Here is a 20,496-nt window from a genome sequence, read left to right on the forward strand (position 1 = left end):
TCTATTTGCCCCGGCGCTTGTTGGGGTTGCGGCGGTCTTTCTTGGCGAATTTTTCCAGGATATCCGGTGGTACGAAGCTGGCGGCCTTCTCTACCGGCGTGACCCACATAAAGCCCATGCCGGGGGTATCGAAGTCGCCGGTCAGGTAGATCTTCTCGAAGATGCGGTCGGTCTGGTCGCTGGAGACGATGATGTTGATCACCTCCTTTTCGGCTTCCACTGCCAGCCCCAGAATGCCCAGACGCTCACGCACACCGCGGCCGTGGGAGTAGTGGATGCTGGCACCCTGGGCGCCTGCTTCCTGGGCGGCCTGTACAATGGCGTCGGCCTTGCCACGCTGCACGATAGCGGTGATCAGGGCGACGTCGGTTAGTACTACGATCTCTTGTTTAGCCATGGGCTGTGCTCCGGTGTCAGGCAGTCTTGCTGTTCAGGGTGGCCTTGCCGGCCAGAGGTTGCTTGTTCAGGGACTGGTCATAGCGTTGATGCTTGCGCGCCACCTTCCAGTTGATCCAAAGGCCTACGGTCATCACCGAGATGATGGGGCCTATGGAGGCCATGGAGAGAATGCCGAAGCCTTCGATCGCCTCCACGGCGTTGCCAAAGCCCAGCCCCATGGCCAGTACCAGCGGGACCGTGACCGGGCCTGTGGTGACGCCCGCGCTGTCCCAAGCCACGTTGACGAACTCCTCGCTGGAGAACCAGGTAAGCACCAGCGCCAGCAGGTAGCCGGGCAGCAACAGGTAGACGATGGGGATGGCGAACACGATCTTCAGCACCCCCAGTGCGATACCGCAGCCGACACCGATGGAGACCGCGTACATCAGCAGCGATTTTCGGAAAGCGCCGTTGGTGAGGCTCTCTACCGTTAGTCCCAGGGCGTTGAGCGCCGGTTCGGCCAGGGTGGCGCCGAAGCCCAGAATCCAGGCAAAGGTGAGGGCGATAATGATGCCGACATGGTATTGGTAGAGCGGTGACGTCTCGACGTGCTCGAGGGTGGTAAAGGCCGCGGGCACCAGGCTGCCCGACTGGTTGCCCAGCTTGGAGAGACCGTAACTGAGGCCGAGGTTGAAGATGATCATACCGACTACACAGAGCACGATGCCGTAAGCGATGTTGCGCGGTTGGGGCAGCTTCTCGCGCAGTATGAAGTGCATCACCAGCATTAAAAACAGCACCAGCGGGACGATGGCCCGCATGCCGCCGATGATCTCTACCCAGGGAGTGGTCTCGTACCAGGCGATGGTAGTCGCGGTGTTTGCGAGTCCGTTGGCTGCGGCGATGATCTCGACCGGTGTGGTCACCTGCTCGACGTAGACCGCCAGCCCCATCACCCCGAGAATCGGGAACAGGGAGGCGAGGGTGACGATGCCGAAACCGGACATGCTGTCGCCCCCCTTACCGGCGGAGGCGGCGATGCCGATGCCCAGGCTCAATACCAGTGGGACCGTAACGGGTCCGGTAGTGACAGCGCCGCAGTCCCACGCCAGCCCCAGCATCTTGCTTAGCTCAGGGTGCTGGGCGATATAGAAGGTCAAGCCGAGGGTAGGGATCACCGTCAGGTAGATAAGCGGCTTCAGGCTCCATGAATAGAGAAAGCGCAGGGTGCCCAGTACTGCGGCGGCACCCACCCCGATACCGACGATCAGTACCAGGATCTCGGCCCAGTCGTTGAGCAGGGTGTAGAGGTAGGGCGCGTTCTCCACTTGCACGATCTGTCCGGCGGCCTTGAGTGCACCGATAGCGGGTTCGGCGAAGGTGACACCGATGCCCAGGATAAAGGCGATGCAGAGCACCACCGGCAACTTTGCTTTGGTGGGCAGCGAGGTACCCAGGGCCTCGCCGAAGGGCATCAGCCCGACCCGTAACCCCTCCATAAAGAGCATCAAACCGAGAATCACTGCGATCAGGCCGGCGGTGATGATGTCGGCATCCACCACCTCGGCACGGAGCACGATGATCTCGAATAGCATCAGGTAGAGGGCCAGTGGCACCACCGCGCGCAGTTGATCCTGCAGGCGAGTGCTGATGTAGGGTTTGATCAGGCGGAAGGCGTCGATGAAGCGTAACTGAATCGGCGGCGCCTTGAAGGGGATATCCCTGCCGTCGGCATCGACCTGTTGATCCGGGGTGACATCGTTGTAGCTCAGGTGTTCATGCTGGGTGGTGATCTCGCGAACGAAATCTCCGAAGCGAATATCCTGCGGCATTCCTTCTCCTAAATACAGTGTGGGGGATCGCGTGTCGGGAATGGAATCCCGAACCCAGCCACACCCCGTGATTCGATCATTGGATATTACAGCAAAGTCGGGGCCGATTGTCTGTTGGTGTGCATCAACTTTATTGGCGAAAAGCCCTCGTTCTGGGGGCTGGCGGGTGTTTTCTGCCCCCAATTCGTAAATAACGTTGTTTTTTTAACCCTTTCTCCAAACGGCTGCGTTTATAGGATTAACGATCTTGAGGATAAGTCCTTTGTGTTCCTGGCCGATTTGGGAGCGGTCTCAGGCGCAAACACCCGTCCCCCGGATTCCATCACACCCAACCCAAGGAATGCCCTATGAAAAGCCCCATGTTTGTACCCACCCTAACCCTGAGCGCTGTTGGAGCCCTGCTTGTGCTGCAAGGCTGTGGTAGTAGCCAGCCCCCCTCTCGCATCACATCGACAGAAACCGCGCCCCCCGCCCAGGTGCGTATAGTGCCGAAGGGAGGCGATGATTACAGCGAGCATGATCGTCTCGCAGCCCGGCAGCCGGCTCCCACTCCGGTCACGCCTAACCCGCAGGTACCCTCCGGGGGCGCTGCCGTCGTGTCGGGTGATGCTGTCATGGGTTTTCCTGCTGAACAGGAGCTGCGGCAAAAATCCCCACCGGCGGTGTTGGCCGATGCCCAGCGGGCAGTGACTGCGGGAAAACGCCTTGAGGTGGCACCAGCCGGGGTCGCCAGCTCCATGGTCGAACGCAAAATGATGCCAGGGCTCGGTATCGCCCCCCCGGCCTATGGGCCGGGGGTTGATCGCGAGCAGTACGCGCAGGTTGAGGTTAACGGCATCAAGCGGGTGCTCGACGAGCCGGTCTCCACCTTTAGCATCGATGTCGATAGCGGCAGTTACAGTAATGTACGGCGGATGCTGAAAGCGGGCCAGCTGCCTCCCGTCAATGCGGTGCGCATCGAGGAGATGCTCAACTATTTCGACTACGCCTACCCGCGCCCTGAATCCACCGCGCTTCCATTTGCGATCAATACCGAGATGGCTCCGGCCCCCTGGGATAGCCGCCGCACTCTGCTGCGGGTCGGCTTGCAGGGCTATGAGGTGGACGCGTCCGCGCGGCCGGCGAGTAACCTTGTGTTTCTGGTGGATGTGTCGGGTTCCATGCGCAGCGCCGATAAGCTGCCACTGTTAAAACGCTCGCTGCAGATGCTGACCCGGCAGATGCGCGCCGAAGATCGAATTTCGCTGGTAGTCTACGCCGGGGCCTCGGGGGTAGTGTTGGCACCAACGGCGGGCAACCGCCAGGCCGAGATCGCCCAGGCGCTGCAGCAGTTGGAGGCGGGAGGCTCCACCAACGGCGCGGCGGGAATCGAGTTGGCTTACCAGATGGCGCAGCAGGGGTTTATTGAGGGAGGCATCAACCGGGTGGTGCTGGCCACCGATGGGGATTTCAACGTCGGTACGGTGAACCTGGATACCCTAAAAAACCTCATCGAGCGCCGTCGGGAATCGGGTATTAGTCTCACCACGCTGGGGTTTGGGCAGGGTAATTACAACGATGCCCTGATGGAGCAGCTCGCGGATGTGGGTAACGGCAACCATGCCTATATCGATACGCTGAATGAGGCGCGTAAGGTTTTGGTGGATGAGCTGGGTTCCACCCTGCAGACCATCGCCAGCGATGTAAAGATCCAGATCGAATTCAACCCAGCCAAGGTGTCCGAGTACCGTTTGGTCGGGTATGAGAACCGGGTGCTGGCGCGGGAAGATTTTTCCAACGACCGGGTCGATGCCGGAGAGATCGGTGCCGGACATAACGTGACCGCGCTCTATGAACTCACCCTGGCGGGCAGTGGCGCCGAGCGCATCGAACCCTTGCGTTATGCTGTTTCAGGCGCTGCAGCGACGGCACCAACCCAGGAGCTGGCCTTCTTACGCCTGCGTTATAAGCTTCCCGGGCAGTCCCGTAGTCGTCTGTTGGAGCAGCCGCTTTACCCGTCGCAGCGGGATGCTCGCCTGGCGCACAGTAGCAGTGATATGCGTTTTGCTGCAGCGGTAGCCGGCTTTGGTCAACTGCTCCGGGGCGGTCAGTATACGGGCGGTTTCGATTACGATGCCGTGGCGCAGCTGGCAGCGGGTGCCCGGGGGCAAGACCCTTATGGCTATCGCGGAGAGTTCTTGCAGCTGGTGCACACGGCGAGGGCATTGGCGGCCCCTATTGCCCTGTCCCGTCCCACCCCCGACGGTGAGTCCCTGCCCGATATCCAGCCATTTGCCCGCTTGCAAGAGCAGAGGGCGCACCCGTAGTGTAAATGGGAGGTGGGTAACACTCACCTCCCTGTGAGCGGATGGCTGCGGCTGCTAAGCTATGGTGATGCGAACCCTCGACCAACTCGATGACCACGACCTTATGCTTCGTTACGGCGAGGGTGAGGTCGCGGCGTTTGAGGTGCTTTACCAGCGTCACCGGCAGGGACTCTATCGCTATTTTCTGCGTCAATGCGACCACCGCTCGCTGGCAGAGGATCTTTATCAGGATGTATGGGGGCGGGTTATCGCTGCCGCTAGCCGCTATCGCCCGGATGCACGATTCGATACCTGGCTCTATCGCATCGCCCACAACCGCCTGGTGGACCATTATCGGCGACCGGTCATGGTTGCCAGCGCAGACGTTGAAGCGGTGTCTACGCTTGAGCCCGGCCCCCATGATGCGACGGAGCAGCAACAACAGGCGCAGCAGTTACGCCACTGCCTGGGGCAGCTGCCCTCGCCGCAGCTGGAGGCCTTTATGTTGAAAGAGGAGGTAGGTTTCAGCGCACCGATGGTGGCCGAAGTGGTCGGTGCATCACTGGAGGCTACCAAGAGCCGGTTGCGCTACGCCTATCAGAAGCTGCGGGAGTGTGTCACCAATAAGTGGCAGGAGGTGAGTCATGAGCGAGCATAAGCCTTCTGCGGATGAGGTGTTCGTGAGCAATCTGTACCAGCAGATGCCCGCAGAGGAGCCCGGCGCGGAACTGGATGGACGCATAATGAGTGCCGCACGGGAGCGGGCAGCGGGCGTTAAGCTCGACTCTCCGTTGGCACGTTGGCGGCGTTGGCAGTGGCCTGCGTCGGCGGCGGCAACGGTGGCCTTAGGCAGTTTGATCTATCTCTACCAGATGCCTTCGATCGGTCCCGAGTTTCAGCTCGACGACGCGCCTTTACCCAGTAGGAGCCAGAGTGTATCCCCGGCGGCCGAATCCGAGCTCGGGGGTGAGACGATGGCTGTGCAGGAGGAGGGGCAGCGGGTGCTCGAGAATATGCCGCCTGCGGCGGCGATGAAGCGCAAGGCTGCAGCGGCTCCCGACTCGATCCCATTACCCGCCCCATCGGTGGCAGATTCCCCAGCGGCAGGTTCTGCTCGGGAGCCGTCACTCATGGCGCCGAAAGCGGTTCAGGGGGCTGGGGCAGGTGCCGTCATGACCTCGCCCGCCGACAGCGCCCGCCGACAACGGTTGCCAACTGCCGCCATAGGTATCGATGCCGCAGCGGGTATTGAGGAGAAAGCGGAGTTCGATAGTCGCGCTGAGCAGCTGGTGCCGGAGGAGTCGCCGCAGGTTTGGTTGGCGCGCATCCAACGGTTGCTGGATGCCGGCGACAAGGCCGCCGCGGGCCAGGCATTTGCCGAATTTCGGTTCCGGTATCCCGATTATCCGGTGGAGGATGAGTTGCTGCGTGCGCTGCCCTAAATAGCTACGGGAGGGGGTTCGTTTACAGGGTCCGGTAGTGAGGCCCACTTGCAGGCGCCTTAACCTGTGTTAATGCATCAAGGGCGTATTTTGGGCACTCTTTCAGCACTCTGCGATACGGGGGTTCGCAGTTATCTGGAGGTTTCGATGAAGTCTGTCCTGCGCGTATTGGGTGTCGGTGTTATTACATTCGTGCTGTTGTTGGTTTTAGTCGTCGCCCTGCTTTTCAGCTGGCCACGACCCAGCTTCGAGATGGCCCCGGCGCGAAACTTCGGCTGGACCCTGCCAACACTGGATCAGGCGAACTACCATTTTCAAGTGCGCGCAGACGGACAGTTGGAGATCGAGCTGAGTCATCCGCTGCTAGAGGGGGTATCCCCGCAGATGCTGCATTGGTGGTACCAGCAACTCCCCGTTGGCTGGGCGCAGTGGCAGCAACGGCGCTACAGCTACTATCATCTGTTTCACCCCAGCGAGCACGGTGTTATCCATGTACTTGAACCCGCCCTCGATGGTGCGGCTGGCATGGGAGAGGGCGCACTGGTCTACCGGCAGGAGCGTTTTGGGCCCTATTACAGCAAAGGGCGGGGCCGCATTCTACGTTTTGATCAACGGGGTATGCTGGTGGCACCCGAGATGGGGTCGTTGCAATTTGGCCGAATTGAACACCATTTCGAGGCGGTAGAGGGGGGAACCCGTTACCGGGTGCGCTCCCTGCTGGGCTCACAGCTACCGCTTGTGGGGCCACTTATTAACGCCTACATAGTCCACAAACGCTTTCCCCCCGAGGTGCTGGAGCAATGGCTTCGCCATCAGGTAGAGGAGGTAGGGACCCTGCCTCACTTTTTGCCGGACCTCTATCGAACAGCTCAACAGTTGGAGGCGGGTGTTGCTACTTCGCCTGGGCCAGCAAACGATCCAGGGTATTGGCAAATCGTTGACGGTCCTGCTGGTTGAATTGTGATGGCCCCCCCAGTTGCTCTCCACTGCTGCGCAGCTCCTCCATCAGGTTTCGCATCGCCAGTCGTTGGCGGATAGTCTCGGCGTTGTAGAGCTCTCCTCGAGGGTTAAGTGCTAGTGCCCCTTTCTCTACCACTTCGGCGGCCAGCGGGATATCGGCGGTGATCACCAGGTCACCCGCGACAAGTTGCTGCACAATGTGATTGTCGGCGACATCGAATCCGGCGGGTACCTGTACCGAACGGATCAACGGCCCCGGCGGTGTCGCAAGGGGCTGGTTGGCGACCAGGGTGAGAGTGGTGTTGGTGCGCTGTGCGGCGCGAAACAAGATGTCCTTGATCACCTTGGGGCAGGCGTCGGCGTCGACCCAGATCTGCATGCTTTGTCCTCGTATGGAGGGTAGATTTTCACACAAAGTTCGCCACGGCCGAAAGTCTCACGCTATAGTGGTATAGGTTTTTTAAAGGCTGGATATATACAGCCCTGGGGTGCAACTTCACTTGCTGGGTGTTTTTTGAGCAAAATAGTGCTCAAGCCGATGTCATGGGTGGGAGAGTATGGGTATGATGCGCGGGATCCTGTTTTGGGTTGCACTGTGCTGCATAACGATGCAGTCGCAAGCCGATGCCGTGCAACCCGAGAAACGGTGTCTGTTAGTCAACTCCTACAGTCCTGATTATGCCTGGCAGCGAGCGGTGACCAAGTCGATCTGGTTACAACTGGTAGGGCGCTGCGATATTCGTGAATTTAACCTGGATGCCAAGCGTTACCCCTTCCCCAGCCAGCTTGCGTATCAGGCCGAGCAAGCCTGGTCGGTGATTGAGCAGTGGCAGCCCGATGTGGTGATCGCGTGCGATGACGCGGCCTCTAAATACCTGGTCCAGCCCTACCTCAAAGGAACCGATATTCCGGTGGTGTTCTGCGGCGTCAACAATAGTGGTGATGCTTACGGTTATCCCTACCCCAACGCAACCGGGATGATCGAAGCTTCTCCTACCGATCGTTTGTTTGATGTGGTCAAGCAGGTCAATCCCGATGCGAAGCGCGGCCTGGCCGTGGTCGTCGACAGGCTGACCGACTCGATTATGGCCAAGGTTTATCGGCGTTTGGCTGAGCAGCGGGGGTTGACTGTCGAGGTCAGCGTCGTGCAGACCATGGATGAGTTGGAAGCAACTTACCAGCAAGCAGCAGAGTACGATTTTCTCTATTTTTCCAATAACGCCGGTATCGCCGACTGGGATGATCAAACAGCCCTGAATATTACGCGCCAGTATTCCTCCGTGCTTACCTTTTCTGCGTATCGGTGGATGTCGCCGTTTGTCATGCTGACGATCGCCCATGTGCCCGAGGAGATGGGCCGCTATACGGGTCGCACCGCACTTCGCATACTGGAGGGGGAGAGTCCCCGTGCGATACCGGTCACCACCAATAAAGCGATCGATATCATCATCAACCGGCCTCTGCTCGATCTTATTGGATTAGAACTGCCCCCGGCATTGAAGGAGCAGGCCATGGTGATCGAGTACTAGGGGGTATTCAAACTCAATGGCTGTGCAGTATGGTCCGCCGCGCTCCTGCCGTGCGGGTTTTGCGCGGGGTGTTCTGGAGCTTGTGCTATGCCTAGGGCGCACGTGCAGGGAGCGACCCCGATACAGTCCAGGCGGCGTGGGCTAAAAACGCAGCGGTCTCAGCCGCTGTATGCACGCATGAAAGTCTCGACGCAACTCTCAACGTAGCGTTGGTTTTCTTCGTCAGCAAGCGGCTCGACGTTGAGCTCGAGTCGCAGGCGTGATTCGCCGTGGACCATCATCAGGAACTGCACTGCGGCGAAGCGCGGCTCTTCAACCTGCAGGAGCCCGCGTTGGGAAAAGACCTGCAGCAGCCGGGCAACCTGTTCGAACATATTGTTGGGCCCCTCTTTAAAGAAGAGTCTGGAAAGTTGTGGGTGGGTTTCCGATTGCGCCACGCAGGTGCGAAATACGTGTACCGCTTCCTGGCTCTGAATCAACTCGCAAAAGCGCAGGGCGATCGTGGAGAGCGCGCTGCGGGGGTCATCGAACTCGCGAAAATCCTCCTCCGCCAGTTGGTGGCTTATGCATTTGCAGCGAATGGAGGCGCTAAAGAGCTCCTCCTTACTGCCGTAGTGGCTGTAAACCGTTTGTTTGGAAACCCCGGCACGCTGGGCAATCTGGTCCATGCTGGTGCTTTCAAAGCCCTGCTCGGTAAATAGGGTGACCGCGGCATCTAGGATGCTGTCACGCTTCTCTTCGCTTTTGTTTCTGATTCTGACCATGGATGCCGATGAACGCTGTAGTGAGTAGGTGCGAGGTGATGATAACCATATTACCAATCGATTTAAATCGAACTGGACAGTCTAGTTTAGTCTAATTAAACTAGACGGCGCAGTCCAGTATAAAACTGCCCAGTATAAATTTTGCCATCAGCTACCCTGGCCGGGCATAAACATCGCGGTCATAAACATCGAAAGGATCGATCTATGTTTCCCTCTATCCCTCCCTCTCTACCGGCGTTGGCCGCCGTGACGCTGTCTGCTCTGTTGGTGGCTGGCTGTGCTGATGAGGGTGCCGGCGCAGCGCAAAAGAATCAACCCAACGCCTACGCCCATCTGGCTAATGGCGAGCTATTGACCGAGCAGACAGGATACGACGCTGAGCGGCGCTTTATCGGTAGTGTGCAGGTGAAAGAGCAAGCTCAGTTGGGGTTTGAATTGGCGGGCAAGGTGGCGGAACTTTTTGTCGACGAAGGGGACTCGGTAACGGCCGGGGACCCGCTGGTACAGCTGGATATTCGCCTGTTGCAAACCGAACAGCAGCAGCTTCGTGCCCAGCAAGAGGAGATTGCCGCCGAGCTACAACTGGTGGAATCCAACCTCACCCGAATCCGTTCGCTCAGCAGCAGTGGTTATGCGTCCCAGCAGAGCCTTGATGAGTTGGAGAGTCGACGCCATGCATTGCTCGCCCGGCAATCCCGTACACGAGCAGGGTTGGACGCCAATGGTCTACGGTTGGAAAAATCACTGCTGCGCGCCCCTTTCGATGGGGTAGTTGACCAGCGCCTGATCTCTCCGGGAGGGGTGGTTGCGGCAGGCACGCCGGTGCTGTCGCTGTTGTTGCGTGGTAGTGCTGAGGTCAAGGTGGGGGTGCCGGTTCGCCTGCTCAATCAGCTACGCCCCAACATGCCGATTGTTATCGCAGGCCAGCGCTTCGAAGCCCGCCTGATTGCCCGCGGTTTTAATGTCGATCAGGTGACCCGTACCGTGCAGTTGCGTTTGCAGCTTCCTCCCGGGGCGGGGGTGGTCAATGGCGAGATGGCGCAGCTGCTGGTTAACGAGCACATCGAGCACGCAGGTTTCTGGGTGCCATTGACGGCGCTGACCGACGGGGTTCGCGGATTGTGGAATGTATATATATTGCAGCCCGAGGCCGATGGTGAGTATTTTCGCCTGATCGCACGTGATGTCCGCATTCTCTACGCCAATCAGGAACGTGCTTTTATCAGCGGTAGTTTGGCCGATGGCGAGCGCCTGCTAAGTGCCGGCTTGCACCGATTGGTGCCGGGCCAACAGGTGCGGCTGGCAGCCGCCCGTGTTGCCCAGGAGCCCTGACATGATTCGTAGTTTTGTTGCCAATGGCCGCCTCGTTTCTCTGGTCATCGCGATCCTGGTGGTGGCGGGACTGGGTTCGCTTAATACCTTGCCTCGGGCAGAAGACCCTCATATCACCAGCCGTTATGCGACAGTGATCACTCACTTACCCGGAGCGAGTGCCGAGCGGGTCGAGGCGTTGATTACCGAGCCTGTGGAAAACCGACTGCGAAAGCTGTCAGAGATCAAGTTGATCACATCTACCAGTCGACCCGGTATTTCGTTGGTAAAAATTGAGCTTAAGGACGAGATCGTCGCCCCTGACCCGATCTGGTCCAAGGCGCGGGACCTGGTGGGCGAGGTGGAGCTTACTTTACCCCCGGGAGCGGGCAGACCATCCCTTGATGACGACAAGGGGTATGCATTTACTCGTATTATCGCGCTCAACTGGGCCGGCCCGGGAGAGCTGGATTTGGCGACGCTGGGACGCTATGGCAAGGAGTTGCAGAGCCGCATGCGCGCGCTTGCCGGCACCGATTACGTCGAGATTTATGGTGCACCCGAAGAGGAGGTGTTGGTGGAGGTCGATCAGCACCTGGCCAGTGCCATGCAGTTATCTCCCCAGGTGATCTCCAACCGCATTGCCGGTGCTGACGCCAAGGTAACGGCAGGACGCCTGGTCAACGACAATAACCAGCTTCAAGTCGAGTTGGTGGGCGCGCTGGATTCGTTGGAACGTATTCGAAACATTCCCCTGCGGGCCGATGAGCAGGGCTTCGTTTACCGGGTGGGTGACCTTGCTCGGGTGGAGCGGTCCGTGCAGTGGCCTCTGGAGGAGCTGGCTCTGGTGGACGGAAAAAGCTCGGTCGTGGTTGCTGTGCGCATGGGAGCAGGCCAACGCATCGACCTCTGGGGGGCGCGGGTTGACCGTGAGCAGGGGCGCTTCGAAAGCCAGCTGCCGGGCAACATAGAGCTGGAGGTTTTGTTCGACCAGACGGGATACACCAACCATCGCCTCGGCACGTTGGTAGATAACGTGCTCATTGGTTTCGCTATTATCTCCGTGGTACTGCTGATTACCCTCGGCTGGCGCTCGGCGATTATTGTTGCCAGTTCATTGCCGCTGACGGTGCTCTTTACCCTGACCTGCATGAATTACTATGGCTTGCCGATTCACCAGATGTCGGTTACCGGCTTGGTGGTGGCCCTGGGAATAATGGTGGACAACGCCATCGTCATGGTCGATAGCATCCAGTTCCTGCGCCAGAAAGGACGTTCGGCGATAGAGGCGGTTATGGAGTCGGTGCACCACCTGTGGCTGCCCTTGCTGGGCTCAACCCTGACCACCATTCTCGCTTTTATGCCGATCGTGTTGATGCCCGGCGGGGCGGGAGAGTTTGTGGGGGGGATTGCCCTCAGTGTGATTTTCTCCCTGATTGGCTCCTACCTGATCTCCCATACCCTGGTGGCCGGTTTGGCGGGGCGCTTCCTGCCTGCGGGCAAGCCCGAGGGTGAGCACTGGTATCACAGCGGATTAACCCTGCCGTGGCTCTCCACTGCCTTTACACGAACATTGCAGTTAGCGCTTAAACGTCCGTTGATCACCTTGCTGTTGGTAATGCTGGTGCCTGTGGCGGGGTTTCGAGCTGCCGGAGAGTTGACCGAGCAGTTTTTCCCGGCCTCCGACCGGGATATGTTCCAGATCGAACTCTTTATGCCCGCTCAAACCAGCCTCAGCGCGACCCGCCGCATGACCGATGCCATTAGTGACGAACTGAAGCGGCAGGAGGGGATCGAAAGCGTGCAGTGGTTTGTTGGCAACAACGCCCCCAGTTTCTACTACAACCTGATTCCCGCCCAGCAGGGTGCGCAAAACTATGCCCAGGCGATGGTCAAAGCGGAGGACTTTAAAGCCGCCAATCGCCTGATACCTGCTTTGCAGCAGCTGCTCGATGATCGGCTGCCGTCGGCGCAGATACTGGTTCGCAAGCTGGAGCAGGGCCCTCCCTTCGACGCCCCGGTAGAGATGCGGATCTTTGGCCCTAACCTCGATACCCTCAAGGAGTTGGGTGACCAGGCGCGGGCAATACTGGCGCAAACCGATTCGGTGGTGCATACCCGGGCCAGCCTGCAGCCGGGAACCCCCAAGGTGTGGCTCAAGGTTAATGAAGAGGCGAGTTTGCAGGGAGGTATGACTCTCACCGCGATCGCTGGCCAGCTGCGCAACTCACTCGAGGGCAGCGTGCAGGGCTCGGTACTGGAATCAACCGAGTCGATTCCGGTGCGGGTAAGGGTGGCCAGCGAACTGCGCCTGCAACCCGGTCAATTGGGGGATATCAGTATCACCTCCAATGCGAACTCCAGTGTCCCCCTGTCCGCACTGACCGAGGTGCAGATACGGCCCAGCCGAGGGGCGATACCCCGTCGTGATGGCGAGCGGGTGAACACTATTGCCGGCTATATTCGTGCCGGTGTATTGCCTGCGACCGCGCTCGAGGCCTTTTTGCAAAACCTTGAAGCGGCCGAGTTTGAACTGCCTACGGGTTATCGCCTGGAGGTGGGGGGAGAGTCTGCAAAACGTAATGAAGCGGTCGGCAACCTGCTGGTCGATATCGGGGTGATCATCACCTTGTTGATTACCGTGCTGGTGCTCTCCTTCAACAGTTTTCGGCTTAGCGCCCTGATTCTGGTTACCGCAGTACAGGCGGCGGGACTGGGGTTGCTCAGTCTCTACCTGTTTGATTTCGCGTTTGGTTTTAACGTCATTATCGGACTGCTGGGGTTGATGGGGCTGGCGATCAACGCCTCCATCGTGATTCTGGCCGAACTGCGTGCCGATAGTGCTGCGGTGCGCGGGGATATGCAGGCCATTATTGCGGCTGTGAGTGTTTGTACCCGGCACATCACCTCCACTACCATCACCACCCTTGGGGGATTTATGCCGTTGATATTGGAAGGCGGCGGTTTCTGGCCTCCTTTTGCCACCGCGATCGCCGGTGGCACCTTGCTGACGACGCTGCTCTCCTTTTTCTTTGTGCCGGCAGCATTTTTGCTAATGAGCCGCTTTCGCGCGTTCGAACCCAGCGAGCAGCCCGAGCAGGAGGAGGCTGTTCTGGCGCGCTGAGGGTGCAAACAGCGAGATACTCAAATGCACACCGGGGCGGCGCCCCGCCTCGCTGACGTGCTAATCTCTATGAATAATCAGTAGGATCCCAGGTGTCTCTCTATGCTGTTGTCTCCTCATGTCTCGTAACAAAATACACGGTGAGTTCGCGATGCGGGTGGTGGGCCGCGTATTGGCGATTAGTTACGTTGGCGCCTTCAATGAGGAGGGCTATATGGCGTTCGTGAAAAACGCACGCGAGCATGCTGCCGGGCTGCAGGCACAGCCGTGGGGAACTATCGACAATATCAGCAACTGGGAGTTATCGGTTCATGCCACGGCAGGACTGATCCGCCAGGCCGTGCAGGCATCGGTAAAACTTAACCGTCGTTTTATCGCCATAGTCGATAGCAAGCAGGGGTTTGCCCAGAGCGTTTTCCTGAATTATGTGCGGGATATAGAGGGACTGGAGTGCCGACTGTTCTCTAGCGAAGACGCTGCCTGGCAGTGGTATCGTGAACTGGGGCTGTTGAATGAACTCTCCTATGGGGAAGGCATCGCCGCTAGGGGCGGCGACGCATAGGCCTGTCCCCCTGGATCGAATACGCTCGCCGTCGCAGGCGGGTTTCGTTGCTGCAAAAATAGCCAGTGGGTGAAATGATAACGCCCCAAGGGGGCTTGGGAAGTTATCCACAGCCTGACCACAATGCTTTCCAGCGAATCTGTTGAAAACCCGGACAAAGAGTTCATTGGGCCTGCCCGTTAATCTGCGGTGGCATTCCGGTGAGCGGCTATCCATAATGAAAGGATATTCCGTTCATTGAATTGAGGAGTGTAACGATGAACCTGGGTGACTCAGCACAGATGACCAGTACCCTGCAACGGGGGGATACGCTGGAAAAATTGTTAAGAGATTGCTCTGATTACCGGGTATCGACCTTACCGGTGATGGATGAGGAGGGCGTGATTTGCGGGGCGGTCAGTTTGTATGACCTGCTGGCTAAAATGATGCTGCCCGACTATCTGGTAAAGGCCGCCCATGTGCTGGGTGATGCTGCGGTCGCGTTGCACGATATAGAGCCCGACATGAAAGAGTGGTGTGACAAACCGGTTGATGACTACATCACCGACAAGTTTTGCGTCGTAACACCGGACTCCTCCCTCACCAAAGGGCTGGCGTTGATGGCGGATCATGACAGTACCTGTTTGTTTGTGGAGGACAAGGGGGACTACCGGGGCATCGTGACCCGCATCACGATCGCCCAGCGCCTGCTGGACAAGCTATAGCGCACCCTAATCAATGATGGCCAGGGGCGGCCTGTCTTTTTAATCTAAAAACAGGAAGGGGAGCAGGGGGATATGGAGAGCGAAGCCGGTTTCACCACCGCGATGGGAGCCGCACTGGTTACCATGGTGCTGGCCTATATCGTTATCTTTACCGAGATGATTCATCGCTCCAGTGCGGCGTTGGCCGGCGCGGTAGTGATGATCGGGGTGGGGACCTGGATGGGGTTCTACTCCCAGGCAGCCGCTGTGATGGCGATCGACGCCAACACGATGTTTCTGTTGATCAGCATGATGATGATCGTCGTAATGCTGCGTCCCACGGGGGGCTTTGAGTATCTCGCGATAAGAATCGCGAAGGCCTCAGGTCGCGATCCAAAGCGTCTGCTGGTATTTCTTTGTATCGCGGTCAGCGTAATCAGTATGTTCCTCGACAACGTTACCACGGTGCTGATCTTCGCCCCGTTGACGGTACTGATTACCCGCATGCTCAATATCAACCCGTTGCCCTATTTGATGGCCGAGGCGATGCTGTCCAACATTGGTGGCGCCTCGACCCTGGTGGGTGATCCGCCCAATATCATGATCGGTAGCGCCGCCGGCATCGACTTCCTCAGTTTTATGGTCCATATGGCGCCGGTTATTGCCGTGGTCTGGGTCTGTACCGTCGTGCTGGTGCTGTATATGTTCCGCGAGTACCTGAGTGTACCGATCGATGTGGACCTCGATCTGGACGAGAGCAAGGCGATCAAGGATCCCAAGGGACTAAAAAAGACCCTGTTTGCCTTGTCAGTAACCATCGTGCTGTTTTTTGTACACCATCATTTCCATCTGTTTCCCGCCTACGTAGCGTTTATCGGTGCGGCTATCGCCCTGGTGCTGGTGCAGCCCGACCCGGAGCCCCTCTACGGGGAGATGGAGTGGTCGGTGCTGGCGTTCTTTGCTGGACTCTTTGTTATTGTGGGGGGGGTGGAGTCGTCTGGGTTGCTGGATCTGGTCGGTGCCCAGTTAGCCGATTTCGCCAAACAGGAGGGGCAGCTGTTGCTGGCCTGTATTCTGCTCATGTGGGTGGCGGCGATCCTCAGCGCCATTGTTGATAACATCCCCTTTACCGTTACCATGATACCCATCGTGCAGGGTTTGGAAGCTCAGGGCGTGCCGGTATTAGCGCTCTGGTGGGCGTTGGCAATCGGGGTGGGGGTGGGCGGTAACGGTTCCCATATTGGTGCGACCGCTAACGTTATCTGTGTCAGTGAATCGGAGCGCTGTGGTATTCCCGGGGCGAGAATTACGCCGATGCTGTGGTTGCGTAAGGGCTTCCCGATCATGATATTCAGTTTGGTAATGGCGACGATTGCCTTTAGCGTCGGCTTCGATTATCTGCGCTAGCCCCCGTTTCTGAACAGGGGGCTGGCGCTGTTCAGTGAAAGACTTGCAGTGAGAGATCTTGATGTGAATAAACGACAATACCATTGTGATATTTGTGACTATATTTATGATCCGGCGCAGGGCTGTCCCGAGGAGGGGATAGCGCCCGGTACTCCCTGGGAGGAGATCTCCGATGACTGGGTGTGCCCGGAATGCGGTGCCTCCAAAGAGCTATTTAGTGAAGTCATCGACAGTGAGTAATATTCGATCCTATGAGTGAGCAGAAAAAAACGGTGTCCCAATCTCCGGATGAACTTTGCCTGGGGATGTACGTTAAGTTGCCCAATAGCTGGCTGGACCACCCCTTTTTGCGCAATGAGTTTTTGATTAAAACCGAGGCGCAGCTGGAGAAACTGCGCAATTGCAAGATCAATCGGTTTGATATTGATCTCGGAAAAAGTGAGCTGCCGGCGAACTGGCACGCGGACAGTGGCAACGCCACCGACGTTGCCCATCCGGAGCCAGCGGTTGACGTGACGGCGCCTGCTCCCGAAAAATGGAACGCGGATAATCTGGTGCCCGAAGCCTTGCAGGAAGCGCTGCACGACAAAAAACTCAACCCGGAAAAGCGTTCAGAGGCGGTCTATCATCACTCCCGGGAGTTAATGGATCGGCTGCTGGAAACGCCGACGGCAGAGAATCTTAAAGCATCCAAAAAGGCGATTTTCCAGGTCACGGATATGATCCTGCACGACCCGGAAACTGCCTCCAATATGCTGCGCATCACCAGCCACGATTTTTACACCTACACCCATTCGGTCAACGTAGGGGTGACCAGTATTATGTTGGCCAAGGCCCTGTTCGGCCAATCGGACCAGCACGATATGCAGGAGCTGGGCGCCGGCTTTTTTCTGCACGATCTGGGTAAGGTCAATGTGCGCCCGGAGGTGATCAACAAGCCCGGCAAGCTGACCGACGACGAGATGCGCCATATGCGCACGCACCCTTTCAAGGGTTTTAAACTGATGGAGCAAAGTGGCGAGCTTACCGAGGAGAGCCGCATCATCGTATTGCAGCATCACGAGCGTGCCGACGGCACCGGGTACCCCAAGCAGCTACACAATGAAGAGATCCATATCTACGGCAAGATCTGCTGTATCGCCGACGTGTTCGACGCCTTGACCGCCGAGCGCTCCTACAAAAAAGCGATGACCCCTTTCCAGGCCCTGGTACTGATGCGCGACCAGATGTCCGATCACTTTGATAAAAAACTGTTCACCGAATTCGTTAACCTGATGCGTTAAGCTAGGGGCGCCCACCGAACTGGCAGGCGCCCACCGATCTAGGCGGTCATGCCACCATCGACAACGATGCATTGCCCGGTGGTGTAGCTGGACGCATCGGACACCAGGTAGAGCACGGCGCCGGCCATCTCCTGAGGCTCGGCGTGGCGTTGCATGGGGATGTTACGAATGGCCTCCTTATGGATCGCTTCATTGCTAAACAGTGCCCCGGCGAACTTGGTTTTGGTCAAACCGGGCAGTAGCGCGTTGACGCGAATATTCAGTGGCGCGCACTCCTTGGCGAAGGCCTGGGTCATGTTGACCACCGCCGCCTTGGTGATGGAGTAGATCGCCTGCATGGGGCCCGGGTGCAGTGCGTTGATGGAGGCGGTGTTGACGATGGCGCCACCGCCGTTTTCACGCATCAACTTGCCGCCCTCGACCGACATAAAGAAGTAACCGCGAATATTGACGTCCACGGTCTTCTGGTACGCTCCGAGGTCCGTGTCGAGAACGTGGCCGAAATAGGGGTTAGCGGCCGCATTGTTCACCAGAATGTCGAGCCGACCATGTTCGCTACGGATATAGTCGAACGCGGCGCTGATCTCCTCCATGCTGCCGACGTGGCAGGCGAGGGCTTCGGCGCTGTGGCCGCTGGCCTTAATGCCGTCCACCACCTTTTGGCAATCATCTACCTTGCGGCTCGATACAATGACATGGGCACCCTGTTCGGCGAGTAGCTTGGCGATCTCTTCGCCAATACCCCGGCTAGCCCCGGTGACGAGGGCGATCTTTCCGGTTAAATCAAATAGTTGTGTTGCCACGATGTTCTCCTCTGCTCTTTTTAAACGGTGGGTAAGCGGTGAGCTCCTTTACGGAGTCAGAATCACCTTCCCCTTTACCTGACGATTCATCACTTTGTTAATGGCGTCGACGGCGTTTGCTAGCGGATAGGTTTGATCGACTACCACCTTAACCTTGCCTTCAAGATACCATTGCATCAGTTCCATCATATTGGCCATAAACTCTTTGGGTTGGCGCATGGTGAAGGTACCCCAGAAAACCCCCAGCACCGCGTAACCCTTTACCAGCGTCAGGTTGACCGGTAGTTCGGGAATGCGCCCCGAGGCAAACCCGATCACCAGCAGGCGCCCGTTCCAGCCGATACAGCGGCTGAGGGTATCGAAGGTGTCGCCACCGACCACATCGTAGGCGACATCAACCCCCTGGCCACCGGTAATTTTTTTGACCTCGGCCCTAAGATCCTGTTCGCTGGCGTTAATCAGGATATCGGCCCCGTTGGCCTCGGCCACCGCCAGCTTCTCGGCGGTGGAGCACACGGCTATCACCTTGGCACCCATCGCCTTGCCAATCTGCACCGCAGCGAGTCCGGTTCCTCCGGCGGCACCGGTTACCAGCAGGGTCTCGCCCGCTTGCAGGTTGGCGCGTTGCTTAAGAGCGTGGTGGGCGGTGGCATGGGCGGTAATGAGTCCGGCGGCTTCCTCGAAGGGAATCGCATCCGCTAACGGCATCACGGTATTGGCTTGCAGCGCCGCTTTCTCGGCGTAGCCACCGAGCATGGTGACGCCAACCACTCGATCACCGACCTTGAGGTGCGCGACGCCCTCTCCGACTTCACTGACGACACCGGCAATTTCGGTACCCGGTACGAAGGGGCAGGGTGGTTTCATCTGGTAGAGCCCCTGCACCAGCAAACCATCGGGAAAGTTAACCCCGGCGGCGGCAACATCGATTACTACCTGGCCTTTGCGGGCGACGGGGTCGGGCAGGTCGTTATACTTGAGTTCCTGCAGGGGGGCAAAGGCCTCGCATACGATCGCTTTCATTCTGGCTCCTGTTGCTATTCATTATTGTTGTAGGGGGTCCGCGTCGCGAGCTAGGGCTGGCGACCCTGTTGCTTGATTACACCGAGCGCCAGCTCCGCCATCGGCCCGACAAAGGCGCCGACCTTGGCCGCGTTGCGATTGGAGGCGTTGCCATCGGCGGCGCGTTTGGCAACACCCTGCACAATGGCTGCGAGACGGAAGAAACTGAACGCCAGGTAGAAGGCCCAGTTATCGATGCCCTCCAGCCCCATACGCTCGCAGTAACGGGCGATGTACTGCTGTTCGGTGGGGATTCCCAGCGCGCCGAGATCGACCCCCATCAGCCCCGACATGCTGCCCACCTTGCCGGGCATTCGCAGCTGCATGCATTGGTAGGCGAGGTCGGCAAAGGGGTGCCCGAGGGTGGAGAGTTCCCAGTCGAGTACCGCGATCACGCGCGGTTCGGTGGGATGAAACATCATGTTGTCGAGGCGGAAGTCACCATGGCTCAGCGCTATGCGGCCATCATCGGCGGGCATGTTCTGCTGCAGCCAGCTCATCAGCTGCTCCATCGCTTCGATGGGCTGTAGCTCAGAGGCGCGATACTGGGAGGACCAGCGCCCCAGCTGGCGTTCGAAGTAGTTGCCGGGTTTGCCGTAGTCGCTCAGGCCCACGGCGTCGATATTGACGCTGTGCAGCGCCGCCAATACCCGGTTCATTTCGTCGTACATGGCACTGCGTTGGCTGTTATCGACTTCGGGGATCGCGGCATCCCAGAAGATACGACCATCGCAATACTCCATCAGATAGAACATCGACCCAATAACCGAGGGGTCTTCACAAAGATGGTACACCCCGGCGACCGGCACCTCGCTGTTGGCAAGTGCTTTGATCACCCGGTACTCCCGATCCACCGCGTGGGCCGATTTGAGCAACTTGCCGGGCGGCTGGCGACGCAGCACATAGGTACCCGAAGCGGCCTCGATTTTAAACGTCGGATTGGATTGGCCGCCGGCAAATTTTGTCGCGGTAAGGGGGCCTTCGAAACCGGAGACCTGTTGGCTCAGGTAGCTCGCTAGCAGCGCCTCATCAAGGCTATCTATCTGTTCACTCATGAATGCTGTATTCCCT

At 58.4% G+C, this 20,496-nt stretch carries 19 protein-coding genes; 12 read left to right on the forward strand and 7 right to left on the reverse strand.

Annotated features, from left to right (window positions below; genetic code table 11):
• Position 1: 1 nt before the first annotated feature.
• On the reverse strand, positions 2-397 hold the full coding sequence (locus ACP3PW_RS07935; RefSeq protein ID WP_426416153.1) for a P-II family nitrogen regulator: 396 nt from the start codon (positions 395-397) through the stop codon (positions 2-4).
• A 16-nt stretch (positions 398-413) separates the two neighbouring features.
• Positions 414-2,210, reverse strand: coding sequence for a DUF1538 domain-containing protein (locus ACP3PW_RS07940; RefSeq protein ID WP_426416154.1), 1,797 nt, complete (start codon positions 2,208-2,210; stop codon positions 414-416).
• Between the two features lie 347 nt (positions 2,211-2,557).
• On the opposite strand from ACP3PW_RS07940, the gene ACP3PW_RS07945 reads away from it, so the two are divergent.
• From ACP3PW_RS07945 to ACP3PW_RS07960, 4 genes are all read left to right on the forward strand, one after another.
• A complete protein-coding gene (locus tag ACP3PW_RS07945; RefSeq protein ID WP_426416155.1) occupies positions 2,558-4,516 on the forward strand; it encodes a vWA domain-containing protein in 1,959 nt (652 codons plus the stop codon).
• 61 nt (positions 4,517-4,577) lie between these two features.
• On the forward strand, positions 4,578-5,153 hold the full coding sequence (locus ACP3PW_RS07950; protein WP_426416156.1) for a sigma-70 family RNA polymerase sigma factor: 576 nt from the start codon (positions 4,578-4,580) through the stop codon (positions 5,151-5,153).
• Positions 5,140-5,937 carry a hypothetical protein gene (locus ACP3PW_RS07955; protein WP_426416157.1) on the forward strand — a complete coding sequence of 266 codons (798 nt, stop codon included), beginning with the start codon at positions 5,140-5,142 and terminating at the stop codon, positions 5,935-5,937. The genes ACP3PW_RS07950 and ACP3PW_RS07955 overlap by 14 nt, the downstream gene beginning before the upstream one ends.
• A 147-nt stretch (positions 5,938-6,084) precedes the next feature.
• Complete coding sequence (locus ACP3PW_RS07960; RefSeq protein ID WP_426416158.1) at positions 6,085-6,894, forward strand: hypothetical protein; 810 nt, start codon at positions 6,085-6,087, stop codon at positions 6,892-6,894.
• Here ACP3PW_RS07960 and ACP3PW_RS07965 read toward each other — a convergent pair.
• Positions 6,830-7,276 (reverse strand): YaiI/YqxD family protein, encoded by a 447-nt coding sequence (locus ACP3PW_RS07965; protein WP_426416159.1) that lies wholly within the window; start codon positions 7,274-7,276, stop codon positions 6,830-6,832. The genes ACP3PW_RS07960 and ACP3PW_RS07965 overlap by 65 nt on opposite strands.
• Positions 7,277-7,460: 184 nt before the next feature.
• Here ACP3PW_RS07965 and ACP3PW_RS07970 point away from each other — a divergent pair, with 184 nt between their 5' ends.
• On the forward strand, positions 7,461-8,426 hold the full coding sequence (locus ACP3PW_RS07970; protein WP_426416160.1) for an ABC transporter substrate-binding protein: 966 nt from the start codon (positions 7,461-7,463) through the stop codon (positions 8,424-8,426).
• 158 nt (positions 8,427-8,584) lie between these two features.
• Here the strand turns inward: ACP3PW_RS07970 and ACP3PW_RS07975 are convergent, their stop codons facing one another.
• Complete coding sequence (locus tag ACP3PW_RS07975; protein ID WP_426416161.1) at positions 8,585-9,190, reverse strand: TetR/AcrR family transcriptional regulator; 606 nt, start codon at positions 9,188-9,190, stop codon at positions 8,585-8,587.
• Between the two features lie 204 nt (positions 9,191-9,394).
• Between ACP3PW_RS07975 and ACP3PW_RS07980 the strand changes: the two genes are divergently transcribed.
• From ACP3PW_RS07980 to ACP3PW_RS08010, 7 genes are all read left to right on the forward strand, one after another.
• Positions 9,395-10,522 (forward strand): efflux RND transporter periplasmic adaptor subunit, encoded by a 1,128-nt coding sequence (locus ACP3PW_RS07980; protein ID WP_426416162.1) that lies wholly within the window; start codon positions 9,395-9,397, stop codon positions 10,520-10,522.
• Between the two features lies 1 nt (position 10,523).
• Positions 10,524-13,625: an efflux RND transporter permease subunit gene (locus ACP3PW_RS07985; protein WP_426416163.1), complete on the forward strand. Its 3,102-nt coding sequence runs from the start codon at positions 10,524-10,526 to the stop codon at positions 13,623-13,625.
• A gap of 118 nt (positions 13,626-13,743) precedes the next feature.
• The gene (locus tag ACP3PW_RS07990; RefSeq protein ID WP_426416164.1) at positions 13,744-14,187 is read left to right on the forward strand and encodes a hypothetical protein; all 444 of its coding nucleotides are present in this window, start codon (positions 13,744-13,746) and stop codon (positions 14,185-14,187) included.
• Between the two features lie 257 nt (positions 14,188-14,444).
• On the forward strand, positions 14,445-14,891 hold the full coding sequence (locus tag ACP3PW_RS07995; RefSeq protein ID WP_426416165.1) for a CBS domain-containing protein: 447 nt from the start codon (positions 14,445-14,447) through the stop codon (positions 14,889-14,891).
• Between the two features lie 72 nt (positions 14,892-14,963).
• On the forward strand, positions 14,964-16,277 hold the full coding sequence (locus ACP3PW_RS08000) for an SLC13 family permease (protein WP_426416166.1): 1,314 nt from the start codon (positions 14,964-14,966) through the stop codon (positions 16,275-16,277).
• A gap of 63 nt (positions 16,278-16,340) precedes the next feature.
• Positions 16,341-16,517 (forward strand): rubredoxin, encoded by a 177-nt coding sequence (locus ACP3PW_RS08005; RefSeq protein WP_426416167.1) that lies wholly within the window; start codon positions 16,341-16,343, stop codon positions 16,515-16,517.
• 11 nt (positions 16,518-16,528) lie between these two features.
• Positions 16,529-17,560 carry an HD-GYP domain-containing protein gene (locus ACP3PW_RS08010; protein WP_426416168.1) on the forward strand — a complete coding sequence of 344 codons (1,032 nt, stop codon included), beginning with the start codon at positions 16,529-16,531 and terminating at the stop codon, positions 17,558-17,560.
• 38 nt (positions 17,561-17,598) lie between these two features.
• Here the strand turns inward: ACP3PW_RS08010 and ACP3PW_RS08015 are convergent, their stop codons facing one another.
• Genes ACP3PW_RS08015 through ACP3PW_RS08025 form a run of 3 tightly spaced genes read right to left on the reverse strand, consistent with a single transcriptional unit; the run spans position 17,599 to position 20,480 of the window.
• The gene (locus tag ACP3PW_RS08015) at positions 17,599-18,363 is read right to left on the reverse strand and encodes an SDR family oxidoreductase (RefSeq protein ID WP_426416169.1); all 765 of its coding nucleotides are present in this window, start codon (positions 18,361-18,363) and stop codon (positions 17,599-17,601) included.
• 48 nt (positions 18,364-18,411) lie between these two features.
• Positions 18,412-19,386 (reverse strand): NADPH:quinone oxidoreductase family protein, encoded by a 975-nt coding sequence (locus ACP3PW_RS08020; protein ID WP_426416170.1) that lies wholly within the window; start codon positions 19,384-19,386, stop codon positions 18,412-18,414.
• Positions 19,387-19,436: 50 nt separating this feature from the next.
• Positions 19,437-20,480, reverse strand: coding sequence for a phosphotransferase (locus tag ACP3PW_RS08025; RefSeq protein WP_426416171.1), 1,044 nt, complete (start codon positions 20,478-20,480; stop codon positions 19,437-19,439).
• Positions 20,481-20,496 lie beyond the last annotated feature (16 nt).

Origin of the sequence: Aestuariirhabdus sp. LZHN29 (assembly GCF_049985285.1) — a bacterium.
Taxonomy (GTDB): Bacteria; Pseudomonadota; Gammaproteobacteria; order Pseudomonadales; family Aestuariirhabdaceae; genus Aestuariirhabdus.